Source organism: Campylobacter pinnipediorum subsp. pinnipediorum (assembly GCF_002021925.1).
Taxonomy (GTDB): domain Bacteria; phylum Campylobacterota; class Campylobacteria; order Campylobacterales; family Campylobacteraceae; genus Campylobacter_A; species Campylobacter_A pinnipediorum.
The window spans coordinates 1,236,189-1,249,116 of the sequence record NZ_CP012546.1 but is presented as its reverse complement, the minus strand read 5'-3'; the positions used below and the strand labels follow the sequence as shown (position 1 = coordinate 1,249,116).

The following is a 12,928-nucleotide window of genomic DNA, read 5'->3' as shown; positions in this document are numbered from 1 at the left end:
AAAACTTTAATATATGTTTTATGCCATTTTTGATATACTAATCAGCTTAAAGTTATAAGGAAGGATAAAAAATGGAGTTAAAACTTGCAAGATCCGAGCTTAGTTCAAAGCCAAAAACAATATCTTTGGACAAGATTGAAGCTGCCGTAAGTAAAGAGGGTCAGAAAATTTTTTATTTTGATAAAGATAATAGCCATAAACAACTTATTGAATTAGTTGAGTTTTTTGAAGAAAAAGGCTTAAGTGTTTATCATCGTGTTGTTAAATATGGTCTTGATGATAAAGATTATATGTATGAAGTGCATATCTTGTAATGAGTAAAAAGCTTTTTATTCAAACTTTGGGTTGTGCGATGAATGTTCGTGATAGCGAGCATATGATCGCAGAGCTAAAAAGCAAAGAAAATTATGAACTAACACAAGATATAAGCGATGCTGATTTGATACTTATAAACACTTGCTCGGTTAGAGAAAAGCCTGTGCATAAGCTTTTTAGCGAGGTAGGTGCTTTTGAAAAAGTAAAGAAAAAAGGTGCAAAGATAGGTGTTTGTGGTTGCACAGCTAGTCATCTTGGAGGCGAGATATTTAAAAAGGCTCCTTATGTTGATTTTGTTTTAGGGGCTAGAAATATCAGTAAAATATCAACCGCTGTAAATACACCAAAGTTTGTAAGCACTGATATAAATTACGATGAAAGTGATTATGCTTTTGGTGAGTTTAGAGGTTCTCCATTCAAGTCATACATAAATATATCAATAGGATGTGATAAAAAGTGCACTTATTGTATAGTTCCTCATACTCGTGGAGATGAAATTTCAATACCTTTAAATTTGATATTAAGCGAAGCAAAAAAAGCTGTTGATAGTGGAGCTAAAGAGATTTTTTTATTGGGTCAAAATGTAAATAACTATGGTAAAAGATTTTCAAGTAGCCACGAAAAAATTGATTTTAGCGACCTTTTAGTAAAGTTAAGTGAGATAAATGGATTAGAGCGTATTAGATTTACAAGCCCACATCCTTTGCATATGGATGATAAATTTTTAGAAGTTTTTAGCCAAAATGATAAAATTTGTAAATCAATGCACATGCCACTTCAAAGCGGAAATACAAAAGTCTTAAAAGAGATGAAAAGGGGATATGCAAAGGAGTGGTTTTTAGATAGAGCTTTAAAACTTCGCTCACTTTGTCCTGATGTTAGCATTAGTACTGATATTATAGTTGCTTTTCCGGGTGAGAGTGATGAAGAATTTATGGATACAATGGACGTTATAGAAAAGGTTAGATTTGAGCAAATTTTTAGCTTTAAATACTCTCCACGCCCTATGACAAAAGCGGCTGAGTTTACAAATCAAGTTCCTGAGAATATTGCTTCAGAAAGGCTTACTTTTTTACAAAGTAGACATACTGAAATTCTAGATGAGATTGTAGCTGCTCAAAAAGATAAAATTTTTGATGTTTATTTTGAAGAGTTGCGCGCAAATGGTGGAGTAGCTGGTAGGAGCTTTAATAACTTTTTGGTTCAAGTAAACGGAAGCGAGGAACTTTTAGGTAAGACCCTTAAAGTCCGTGTTGACAATCCAAAAAGAATGGTCTTATATGGAAACCTCGTATAGTAGAATAAAAAAAAGCATATTTATCAATTTGATAGTATATGTTTTTTATCTACTTGTTTGGGTTATATTTTTAACTTGCAAAAAAACATATTCAAAAAATAAACTTCCAAATGATAGCTGTGTTGTTGTATTTTGGCATTCAAGACTGGCTTTTATGAGCTTTGCTTACCTTAGGTATTGGACTTGTGATTTTAACAAAAAAAGAAAAGGTAAAGTTGTTATAAGTGATCATAAAGATGGCGAGATAATCACACGAATAATTAATTTTTTTGGCATATCTACAATAAGAGGTAGTAGCTCAAAAGGTGGCGCTAAGGTTTTGATAAATGCACTAAAAGATATAAAAAATGGCATTGATGTTATCATTACACCAGATGGCCCTCGTGGTCCAAGACATAGTATAGCTGACGGTGCTATTGTGATAGCTCAAAAAACAAACAAAGATGTTTATATACTAAACTACGAAGCAAGCTCTTTTTGGCAACTAAAAAGTTGGGATAAGATGATCATCCCAAAGCCATTTTCTACGATAAACTTTACACTTTCAAAGCCACTAAATTTTAACGAACTTGATATTGATACAGCAAAAGAAGAGCTTCAGGCTAAGATGTGGCTTGAGAGTGAAAGAAATCCTAACGGCAAAAGTGTGTTAGAGCATAAAGAAGAATTTGTACTAAACCTAAAACAATGGTGGTCTAAAAATGCTAAAAAGCATTGAAAGATAAGCTATGCTTTTTAATAAAACCTTGCCTGTTGCTGTAGTTATTTTGATACTAAGTGCTTGTGCTTTGTTTTTTGCTACAAATGAATCTTACCAGCTTTCGTTTAAAGCTAAATTTTATTATGAACTACAAAATTATGACAAATCATACGAACTTAGCAAAAAATCATACGAACTTGATAAATACAATAAAATGGCTCAGTCTTTGTTTAAAAAAAATGAAGATATACTCAAATACAAAAGATATATATCACAAGCTGATGAGTATCTAAAAAAGATACAAGATATCTCAAAAGGTAAGGTCGGTACGGCAAATAAAGAAAGAATACGCCTAATTTGTGATATTATGATAGATGAATTAGATAGTGTTGTTAGCTCTACATCAGATACTCAGTTTTTAGAAGAAGCTACCAAAAAACAAGAAATCTTTAAAAAATTAAAATACGAACTTTTTGAAATTTAAGCATTTTTGTATATAATAAATTATACTTTTAAAATTATTTAATTATATATAAGGTGTTTTTTATGAAAGCTAGTATTGATTTGGAAATTTTTTTAGGTGATAATATATCTGTTTTGCAAAAACATATAAAATTACTAAAAGCCATTGATTCTACAAAAAGCATAACAAAAGCCGCTCAGACTATTGGTATATCATATAAAAATGCTTGGGATAACATAGATATATTAAATAGCAAAAGCGATAAACCACTTGTAAGTAGAGCAAATGGAAAGAAAAAAAATAGTGGCACAGAATTAACCGAATACGGCCACAAGATGATTGAAATTTATGAAAAGTTGCTTGGTTTGCAAAATGATTTTTTAACAAAGGTATGCGAAAATCTTGATATTTCAAACTCTGAAATAATAAATTTTTCTAGACTAAGCAACAATCTAAGTGCTAGAAATCAGCTAAACTGCGAGATAGTAGAAATAAAATCAGGTGCGGTTAGCTCTCAAATTTTTGCAAAATTAAGCAACGATGATATTATGCATTCTAATATTACCCTTGAAAGTGAAAAAAATTTAAACCTTATCATTGGTAAAAAAGTTGTTTTTATCTTTAAAGCACCTTGCGTTAGCCTTGTAAAAAAAGATGAGGTTATAAAAGATGATAGTATAAATCAACTAAATGGAGAAGTGGTATCTGTAAAAGTTGGCTCTAAAAATGCGGATGTGATAATGCGTTTGAGTGATTATCAAAACCTAAGTGCGATAGTTGCAAAAGATGTTGTTATGGATCTAAAAATAGGTGTCGGAGATAAATTAAAAGCATTAGTGAAATCATCAGACATTATAATAGGAGTATAAAAATGAAAAAAATTTTAGTTGCATTAGTTATTAGTGCTTGTGCTTTGTTTGCAGGGGAGATTAGAGTGCTTGCTGCGGCAAATACATCTTATGCTTTTGAAGAGCTTTTGAAGAAATTTAACGAACTTTACCCAGATACAAAGGTAGAACTTAGCTTAGGTGCTAGTGGCGGTCTTACATCCCAGATACAAAACGGAGCCCCAGCTGATATATTTATGGCTGCAAATATGGGTTTTGCAGACAAGGTTTATGAGAGTGGATTTGGTGTTGCTAAGCCAGTTGTGTATGCGCAAGGTTCCCTTGCTATATTTACTATAAGGGATTTTAAACTAAAAAACGGACTTGATGTTTTAAAAGATACAAAAACCATATCTATAGCAAATCCAAAAAGCGCACCTTATGGAGAGGCTAGTATAGAGGCTTTAAAAAATGCAAATCTTTTTAAAGATATAGAAAAAAAGATAATCTATACTCAAAAAATTTCAGAGACACTTTCACAAGCTTTAAGTGCTGCTGATATTGGATTTATAGCGGCTAGTGCCTTGTATGATAAAAAAATGTCAAAGTATAAAGAGGGTGTTAATTATGTTTTTGTTGATAAAAATTTATACAAACCGATAGACCAAGGTATGGTTTTGCTAAAAAGGGCTGAAAATAACAAAGAAGCAAAGGCCTTTTATGACTTTATCCTAAGTGATGAAGCAAAAGATATCTTTAACAAATTTGGTTATATAACACCTAAATGATAAAAGCCGTAGTTGATAACATAACAACATTTGATGATGTTAGTTTGGTTAGATTTAGCGTAGATGAAGACTTATCTTTGTCTATGCTATCACTTGATAATGTGAGCTTAAAGCCAAAAGATAAAGTTAAGCTTGGTTTTAAAAGCTCAAATGTATCCATATCTACAAATAAACTTGAAAATTTCTCTATCAAAAACGAGATATACTGCAAGATAATAGACCTACAAATAGGCGAAATTTTATCTGTTATCTTGCTTAGATACAAAGACATTGAGTTTGAAAGTATCATCACGTCAAAATCAGCCAAAAGGCTAAACTTAAAGCTTAACGATATGGTATTTGCCTATATAAAATCAACATCAATTTATATAAGTGAAATTTTATGATAGATATCAATGTCCAAAAAACTCTAAATAGTGCTAATGGAAAGTTTTTGCTAGATGCAAAGCTTAGTATAAAAGATGGTGAATTTGTAGCTATTTATGGTAAAAGCGGAAGTGGCAAGACAACTATACTAAGGCTTTTAGCTGGTTTTGAAACTCCTGATAGTGGTGCTATCTTAGCCAATGATACTATTTTTTATAAGGATAAAAAATCCCTAGCTATTCAAAAAAGAAATATAGGCTTTTTATTTCAAGACTATGCCTTGTTTGAAAATATGAGTGTGATAAAAAATCTACTTTTTGCTAAAAAAGATATAAGCTTAGCAAATGAACTACTTGATATAATGGATATATCAAGCTTGAAAAATCAAAGCATAACAAACCTTTCAGGCGGTCAAAAACAAAGAGTAGCTTTAGCTAGGGCTTTGATGATAAGGCCAAAGATACTTTTGCTTGATGAGCCACTCAGTGCATTGGATACCCAGACTCGTGAAAAACTTCAAGAGTATCTTATAAAGATAAACAAACAGTTAAAAATTACGACCATAATAATAAGTCACGATGTCGCTGAAATTTATAAATTATGCGATAAAGTCTTTTTTCTAGATGGCGGTAGGATAATAAAATCAGGAACTCCAAGGCAGATGTTTTTAAAACAACAAGGCTCTCAAAAACTAGCTTTTAATGCAAAAATTTTAGACATAAAACCTACAGATACAGCCTTTGTAGTCTTAGTTCTTGTATCAAATCAGCTTTGCAAAGTCGTATTATCAAAAAACGAACTAAAAGACTTAAATGTAGGCGATGAGATAATGCTTAGTATAAAAGCTTTTGGTGTAAATGTGCAAAAGATACATTAATAATAATTGAGGATTTCTAAAATTTTATATATAGTGTTGCTAAGCGGTATTGCTGTTAGTTTGTTTGTAGATATAAATACAAAAGAAGCAATTGATTATCGGACAATACCTAAAGATAAAACTTTTAATTTTATTAATAACCAAATAAGTTTTAACATTTTTGATAAAACAAAGTGAATTTAAAAAGGTATTTAATTTTATAGGTAAAATAGTAGCAGAACAAGCTATATAAAACGGTTGAAATTGATGACATAGTTTTACGTTTTTTAGACAGTAACACTAAAAAATAATAAGGTAAGCAAAAAAACAATTAACTTTATAAAAGAACTAACAACATCTGTTAAAGACACTACAAGCTCTTTAACAACATCATCTGCAACAGATGTAGTTAAGTTTTCATCAAATCTTTCAACTCAAACAAGACTTGCTAAACTAGCAAATCCATATAACAATGACCTAGCATTAGCTTATGCTATAAATAATCTAAAAGATAATAAATTTGCTGATGCTGGTGATAGCTTATCAAATGTAGTAAAATCATATACAGATAGATTTAATAGCGATAACAATTTATCATAGGCTCTAAAGCTAAGATAAAAAGTGATAAATGAAGCATTAAGACTAAATGTAAACTTTGGAGCTAAAACAAGATCTAAAGAAAAATATTACAATGGAAACATTGGTTTAAAATATAGCTTTCAATTAAAATAAAATACATTTAATGGTTATGAGGGTGGCTCTTAAATACTCTTTGATAGGCTTACAACTACAAGATATTTCTAATAGCTACTTAAAATTTTATATAATTAAATTTTTTATTTAATCACAATTTGTTAAAATACTAAACATAGTAATTTTAAATATAGGAGCTTTAGATGAGATCTTTATTTTTAAAGACAGTTAAATTTTTATCAGTTGTTGCCCTTTTTGGTGCTTTGAGTGCAAGTGCATTTACAGAAGGTGAGGACTATGTTAAGTTAGAACAGCCATTACCGGTCAAAAATAATACCTTGGTAAAAGTTTTTAGCTATGCTTGTCCGCATTGCTACAAATACGATAAAAGTGTTGTTTCAAAATTAATGCAAAAATTACCAGGTGTAAAATTTATCCCATATCATTTAAAAACAAAAGGTAGTTTTGGGGAGACTATCAGTAAAGTTTTTGCTGTTTTGATAGCCAAGGATAATGAAAATGGTATTAGTTTATTAGATGATAAGTCTTTATTTAAAAAAGCTAAATTTACATACTATAGAGCATATCATGATAAAAAAGAGACATGGAATGAGGGAAAAGATAAAGATGGATTTTTAAAGACCGGTCTTGATGCTGTTGGTATGAGTGTGGATGAGTATAATAAAGAGCTTGATAATCCAAAAGTTATTGAAATTTTATCAAAATGGGACGCTGCTTATGATGTAGCAAAACTTCAAGGTGTTCCTGCTTTTGTTGTAAATGGAAAATATCTTATCAATATAGATAATGTCAAATCAATAGATGGCATCGCTAGATTAGTTAAAGATTTATTAGCAAAATAATAAAATATACGGCATTTGTGTTTATAATGCCGTAAAATTATCTGTATAGTATAGACCCTAAGCGAATCATATTTGAACCGCATTTTATAGCTAACATAAAATCAGAACTCATTCCCATAGAGCATATCTTGGCCCCATCGGATCTTAAACTCTCATAAATTTTATATGTTTGCTCAAAGCTTTTTTGTATCTGTTTTTCATCTTCAACATTAGCCCCTATACTCATAACACCTATAAGATTTATATTTTTACATTCCTGTTGAATTTTTAGGTACTCTTCTATGGCTTGGCTTGTGCTTACACCTTGTTTGCTATCTTCGTTTGCTGAGTTTATCTGCAAAAGTGTATCTAACTTATAACTAAGCCTTTTATCTACCGCAACTGCCTTTTTTAAACTATCACAACTTTGCCATAGAGTAGGGCGAAGCGATATGAGTTGGTTTATTTTATTATCTTGCAATCTTCCTATCATATGCCATTTTGGATTAAAGTTTGCTAGTTCTGTTTGTTTTTTAGCCATCTCTTGAACTCTATTTTCGCCAAATTCTATCTGACCCTGATTTATCAGTTCTATAACCTCTTTGCTAGTTACATTTTTGCTTACAGCTACGAGCCTTATATCGCCTATTTTTTCATAAAGTTCTTTTAAATTTATCATTTATAAAATCCACCAAGTCTCATTATGTCATTAAAGGTAGCAACAAGCATCATCGTTAAAAGTATAGCCCAGCCAAGATATGTAAGCCAAGCAAATACCTTTTCGCTTACCTCTTTTTTAAATATTAGTTCGTAAGCATTAAAGATAATATGTCCTCCATCAAGTGCCGGTATAGGGAGTAAATTTAAAATACCCAAATTTACAGAGATAAGTGCTGTGATTAAAAGAAGTATTGCTACATCTGTTTTTGCTGCTTTTGATGTTATATCTGTTATTTGGACTATGCCGCCCATCTCTTTTATAGGAACTATGCCGGTTATTATCTTTTCAAAGCCTAAAAATATAAGCTTAGAAGCTTTTATAGTTTCATCAAAAGCATATGATATAGAACTAAATCCAGTGTGATAAACCTTTACAAAATCGCCTTTTGGAGATATGCCTATGAGTGGTTTTTGTATGGTTTCGCCAAAGATATTTTTACTCTCTCCTATCTTTGGTGTTAGCTTTATTGTGAGTTGTTTATCATCTCTTTGTAGTGTTATTTTTGTTGGATTTATACTTACTTGTTTTCCTATGTCATCCCACTCTTTTATTATTTTGTTATTTATCATTAAAATTTTATCATCTACCATTATACCAGCTTGTTTTGCTGCTGAATTATCAAGCACAGTTCCTACAATTGGTGCTAGTTTTTCATTTCCCATAAAACCAAGTGATATGTATATAAAAAATGCCAATATAAGATTAAAAAATGGTCCAGCAAAAAGTATGAGAATTCTTTTTATAGGGCTTAGTGTGTTGTAACTGTCACTATCATAGTTTCTGTTTTTTGGGTCTGTATCATCTTGTCCTTTGAGCTGGACATATCCGCCAAGTGGTATAGCACTTATGCAATAATCGGTATTATTAACTCTTTTTGTAAAAATCTTTTCACCAAATCCAATACTAAAAGTATTGACACAAACTCCAAAAAAACGAGCAACTAAAAAATGTCCTAATTCGTGAAAAAATATTAAAAAAGATATAACAAATATAGTAACAAAAAAATGCCAAGAGTAGGCATAAATTCCAACTATAAGCATTAAAATAACAAAAAATATACTTTTCAAATCATTCCTTTTATATTAATTATTTATAACTTTATCATTTTATTGTAAATTTAATTTCAAAGTTTTGAAAAACTTTCTTTTAAATTTTCTCTTATATTTTCATTTATCTCATCTGGATTTTTTAGGCTTTTTTGGATTGAGTTTTCAAGTGAGCTTAAGATATCAAATAGCTCTTTCTCCCAGCTTTTTGCATCTTTTTTTGTATTCATATTTTGTATAAAAGTAAGTTTTCTACTAAGCTGTGATAGTTCTGCCATAAACTCATCTTTTACATCATCACTTATAAATAAATCATTATCTTTTACTTTTTGTCTTAAATCCCTTATTTGTTTATCTATCTCATCGCAAAAAGATTTGTATTTATCTGTCTTGTCTTCTGATAATAATTGACTGTTTTTATCTTCATCATCTTCTTTAAAATCGCCATTTAAAGCTTCATTCATGTCTATATTTTGTGTCATCTTTTGTATTTGCATATAAAGTGCAAAAGCAACTGCTATTGAGATCAGAAAAGCTATGGTTATGTCATTCATTTATGTCCTTTTTTGTTTTTTAAATATATTTTTTCTAAACTTACTATTATTAAACCACTCCAAATAAGCATAAAAGATATTATTTTTGTATAATCTAAACTCTCGTTAAATACCAAAACAGCGATAGCTAATGTAAGTGTTGGGCTTAGATAATGAACATATCCCAATGTGCTTAGTTTTATTCTATTTGCTGCTGCATTAAACATCACAAGTGGTAAAATCGTAACTATACCAGAAAGTATCATCAAAATTCCATTAAAATCAGCTTTAAAATTGTTTTGATGAGTAAAACAAAGATATAAAAAATATCCAAAAGCTAAAAATGAAATCATCAATGTTTCTATAAAAAGCCCATCTATGGCTCGTAGCTTTATAAATTTCCTTATAGATACATAAATAGCCATTGATACCGGTAATATGATAGAGATAAATGGTATCTTGCCTACATTGTATATCTGAATAAAAACAGAAACACAAACAAGAAAAACAGCAATTTTTTCAACCTTACTTGGCTGTTCTTTAAAAATCAAAAATCCAACTAAAATATTCATAAGTGGATTTATAAAATACCCAAGGCTAGCTTCTACTATATGAGATGTATTTACGGCATATATGTATAATCCCCAATTTATGCTTATCATGGTACCACTAAGAAATAAAAGATTTCTAATTTTTTTATTTCTTAAAAGAATTTTTATGTTTCTAAAACCGGATTTTAGATATAAAAATAAGCTCATAAAAATCAAAGACCATAACACCCTATGTGCCAAAATTTCAACCGAACCTACATCTTCACTAAATAATTTAAAATATAAAGGGTAAAAACCCCATATCGTAAAAGCAATTATTGCAAGAAACAAACCCTGTGTTTCTTCGTTTTTTAAATTCATACCAAAGCCTTAAATTAAAGCATAGATTATAATTTTATATATATTAATAAAGCATAAAATTTAAGTTTTTAATGTTATAATCGGAAATATATCAAAATTTAGAAAACGAGGTTGTGTAACGAATGTGGAGTAAAGATAGTTGGAGAAAATACAATATACTTCAACAGCCAAAATATCCAGACAAAGATAAATTAAATGAAGTGGAAGAAAAATTGAAAAATTTACCACCATTGGTATTTGCTGGGGAGGCTAGAAATTTAAAAAAAGAGCTTGCTAAGGTTTGTAATGGTGAGGCTTTTTTGCTTCAAGGCGGTGATTGTGCCGAAAGTTTTTTAAATTTTAATGCAAATAATATAAGAGATATGTTTAAAGTAATGCTTCAAATGGCTATAGTTTTGACATTTGCAGGTGATCGTCCGATAGTAAAAGTAGGTCGCGTTGCAGGTCAATTTGCAAAGCCTAGAAGTTCGGATTTTGAAGAGATTAATGGAATTAGTCTTCCTAGTTATCGTGGTGATATTATAAATGGTTTTGCATTTAATGATGTTGCTCGCATACCTGATCCAACAAGAATGATAGAAGCTTATTATCAAAGTGCTTTTACTATGAACCTATTGCGTGCCTTTTCTCGTGGCGGGTTGGCTGATTTACATCAAATCAATAAGTGGAATTTAGGCTTTGCTAAAAGGGCTGAGATACATGAAAAATACTCAGAACTAACAGATAGTATTACTAAAACACTTGAGTTTATGAAAGCTTGTGGAATGACATCTGAAAATACACCTGCTATAAATCAAACTTCGTTTTATACATCACACGAAGCTTTATTGTTGCCTTATGAAGAGGCTATGACAAGAGAGGATAGTTTGAGTAATGAGTGGTATGATTGTTCTGCACATATGCTTTGGATAGGTGAGAGAACAAGGGGTGTTGATGATGCTCACGTTCATTTCTTAAGTGGTGTAAAAAATCCAATAGGTGTTAAAATAGGACCTAGTGCAAACTCATCAGATATATTAAAATTATCAGAAAAATTAAATCCAGAAAATGAAGCCGGAAGACTTAATGTGATAATAAGAATGGGTGCTGATAAAATCAATGAAAATTTACCTAAATTATTAAGAGACATCAAAAAAGAAGGCTTAAATATAGTTTATAGTATAGATCCTATGCATGGAAATACAACAAAAGCCGGTAATTATAAAACTAGAGAATTTGATAAAATTATCAGTGAAGTAAAAAGTTTTTTTGATATAACAAAATCCGAGAGTATGTACGCAGGAGGTATTCATCTTGAGATGACAGGTCAGGATGTAACAGAGTGTATGGGCGGTGTTTTTAATGTAACAGAACAAAGTTTAAAAGAGCGTTACGAAACACAATGCGATCCAAGACTAAATTCAGACCAAGCTTTAGAGCTTGCATTCTTGGTTGCAGAGTTATTAAAAAAACAGATAAGTTAATTTATTTTTATTACAAAGCGTAATTTTTATTTTAAGAAGTTATTTTTTTATTTCTTGGATTTTAATATTTTTTGTGATAAATTCATTTAATTAATATTTTTTATTATTTTAGGAGAAATTTATGTCAGTAATTTATGATTTAGTTGTTATAGGTGCCGGGCCTTGTGGTATAGGTGCCGCTATTGAGGCTAAGGCTAATGGTCTTGATAATGTTTTAATGCTTGAAAAGGGCGAAGAAAATCTGCAAACTATAAGAAAGTTTTACAAAGATAATAAGCGTGTTGATAAAGAGTATAAAGGACAAGAAAGTACTATTTATGGAGTTGTAGCTTTTCAAGATGGAACAAAAGAGACCACAATAGAGTTTTTTGATAAAATCATTGCTGAAAATAATATAGAATGCGTTTTTAAATGCGAAGTTGAAAGTGTAAAAAAAGTTGGAGATTTGTTTGAGATCACTACTTCAAAAGATATTTATAAGTCTAAAAATGTGCTTGTGAGTATAGGTAAAATGGGTAAACCAAATAAGCCTGATTATAAAATTCCTTTACCATTAAATGGTGTTGTTAACTTTAACTTAGACAAATGTAGTAGTGGAGAAAAGATACTGGTAGTTGGTGGTGGAAACTCAGCTGTTGAGTATGCTATAGACCTCTGTAAAAACAATGAAACTACGTTGGCATACAGAAGAGATACTTTTGCAAGAGTTAATGATACAAATAAAGAAAATCTTGAAATTTTAGAAAAAGAAAATAAATTAAAAGTTAGATTAAATCACGATATCGTAAGTCTTGATAATGATAATGGTAAAGTTGTTGTGAATTTTTCAAATGATAAAACAAGAGTTTATGATAGAGTTATATATGCAATAGGCGGTTCAAGCCCAGTTGATTTCTTGCAAAAATGTGGAATCAAAATGGACGATAAAGGCAATGCATTAGTAAATGATGCTTGTGAAAGCGATATTGCTGGTCTTTATGCTGGTGGTGATATAACATTAAAAAATGGTGGTTCAATAGTAGTTGGATTAAACCATGCTTATAAAGTTGTCCAAAATATTATAAAAAAATGAGTATAAAGCTTGAGAGAATATAAGAGATTTTTTCT

General features: G+C 30.3%; 15 protein-coding genes. 11 read left to right on the top strand and 4 right to left on the bottom strand.

Annotated elements, in window-relative coordinates; translation table 11 throughout:
- The first annotated feature begins 71 nt into the window (after nt 1-71).
- The 9 genes from CPIN17260_RS06485 (at nt 72) to CPIN17260_RS06445 (ending at nt 7,168) form a co-directional block, all read left to right on the top strand.
- Entirely contained in the window at nt 72-314 is a 243-nt protein-coding gene (locus CPIN17260_RS06485) for an HP0268 family nuclease (protein WP_069632526.1), read from the top strand.
- A complete protein-coding gene (gene miaB, locus CPIN17260_RS06480) occupies nt 314-1,612 on the top strand; it encodes a tRNA (N6-isopentenyl adenosine(37)-C2)-methylthiotransferase MiaB (RefSeq protein ID WP_078387902.1) in 1,299 nt (432 codons plus the stop codon). The genes CPIN17260_RS06485 and miaB overlap by 1 nt, the downstream gene beginning before the upstream one ends.
- 28 nt (nt 1,613-1,640) lie before the next feature.
- Complete coding sequence (locus CPIN17260_RS06475; protein ID WP_226996921.1) at nt 1,641-2,330, top strand: lysophospholipid acyltransferase family protein; 690 nt, start codon at nt 1,641-1,643, stop codon at nt 2,328-2,330.
- Between the two features lie 10 nt (nt 2,331-2,340).
- Nucleotides 2,341-2,796 (top strand): hypothetical protein, encoded by a 456-nt coding sequence (locus tag CPIN17260_RS06470; RefSeq protein ID WP_069632529.1) that lies wholly within the window; start codon nt 2,341-2,343, stop codon nt 2,794-2,796.
- Nucleotides 2,797-2,858: 62 nt separating this feature from the next.
- Nucleotides 2,859-3,644 (top strand): TOBE domain-containing protein, encoded by a 786-nt coding sequence (locus CPIN17260_RS06465; protein ID WP_078440771.1) that lies wholly within the window; start codon nt 2,859-2,861, stop codon nt 3,642-3,644.
- A 2-nt stretch (nt 3,645-3,646) separates the two neighbouring features.
- On the top strand, nt 3,647-4,390 hold the full coding sequence (gene modA / locus CPIN17260_RS06460; protein ID WP_069636269.1) for a molybdate ABC transporter substrate-binding protein: 744 nt from the start codon (nt 3,647-3,649) through the stop codon (nt 4,388-4,390).
- A complete protein-coding gene (locus tag CPIN17260_RS06455; protein ID WP_069636268.1) occupies nt 4,387-4,776 on the top strand; it encodes a TOBE domain-containing protein in 390 nt (129 codons plus the stop codon). The genes modA and CPIN17260_RS06455 overlap by 4 nt, the downstream gene beginning before the upstream one ends.
- On the top strand, nt 4,773-5,633 hold the full coding sequence (locus tag CPIN17260_RS06450) for an ABC transporter ATP-binding protein (RefSeq protein ID WP_069632533.1): 861 nt from the start codon (nt 4,773-4,775) through the stop codon (nt 5,631-5,633). Before CPIN17260_RS06455 ends, CPIN17260_RS06450 begins: the two co-directional genes overlap by 4 nt.
- 875 nt (nt 5,634-6,508) lie before the next feature.
- The gene (locus tag CPIN17260_RS06445; protein ID WP_078440770.1) at nt 6,509-7,168 is read left to right on the top strand and encodes a thiol:disulfide interchange protein DsbA/DsbL; all 660 of its coding nucleotides are present in this window, start codon (nt 6,509-6,511) and stop codon (nt 7,166-7,168) included.
- Nucleotides 7,169-7,205: 37 nt separating this feature from the next.
- On the opposite strand, the gene CPIN17260_RS06440 is transcribed toward CPIN17260_RS06445, so the two are convergent.
- Genes CPIN17260_RS06440 through rarD form a run of 4 tightly spaced genes read right to left on the bottom strand, consistent with a single transcriptional unit; the run spans nt 7,206 to nt 10,358 of the window.
- Nucleotides 7,206-7,826, bottom strand: a complete 621-nt coding sequence (locus tag CPIN17260_RS06440; protein ID WP_078440769.1) for a YggS family pyridoxal phosphate-dependent enzyme — start codon at nt 7,824-7,826, stop codon at nt 7,206-7,208.
- The gene (rseP, locus tag CPIN17260_RS06435) at nt 7,823-8,935 is read right to left on the bottom strand and encodes an RIP metalloprotease RseP (RefSeq protein WP_069637987.1); all 1,113 of its coding nucleotides are present in this window, start codon (nt 8,933-8,935) and stop codon (nt 7,823-7,825) included. The genes CPIN17260_RS06440 and rseP overlap by 4 nt, the downstream gene beginning before the upstream one ends.
- 56 nt (nt 8,936-8,991) lie before the next feature.
- Nucleotides 8,992-9,468 (bottom strand): hypothetical protein, encoded by a 477-nt coding sequence (locus CPIN17260_RS06430; RefSeq protein ID WP_069632537.1) that lies wholly within the window; start codon nt 9,466-9,468, stop codon nt 8,992-8,994.
- Nucleotides 9,465-10,358, bottom strand: coding sequence for an EamA family transporter RarD (gene rarD, locus CPIN17260_RS06425; protein WP_078440768.1), 894 nt, complete (start codon nt 10,356-10,358; stop codon nt 9,465-9,467). Before rarD ends, CPIN17260_RS06430 begins: the two co-directional genes overlap by 4 nt.
- 122 nt (nt 10,359-10,480) lie before the next feature.
- Here rarD and CPIN17260_RS06420 point away from each other — a divergent pair, with 122 nt between their 5' ends.
- Nucleotides 10,481-11,821, top strand: a complete 1,341-nt coding sequence (locus CPIN17260_RS06420; RefSeq protein ID WP_069636266.1) for a class II 3-deoxy-7-phosphoheptulonate synthase — start codon at nt 10,481-10,483, stop codon at nt 11,819-11,821.
- 121 nt (nt 11,822-11,942) lie between these two features.
- Entirely contained in the window at nt 11,943-12,893 is a 951-nt protein-coding gene (locus CPIN17260_RS06415; RefSeq protein ID WP_069632540.1) for an NAD(P)-binding domain-containing protein, read from the top strand.
- Nucleotides 12,894-12,928 lie beyond the last annotated feature (35 nt).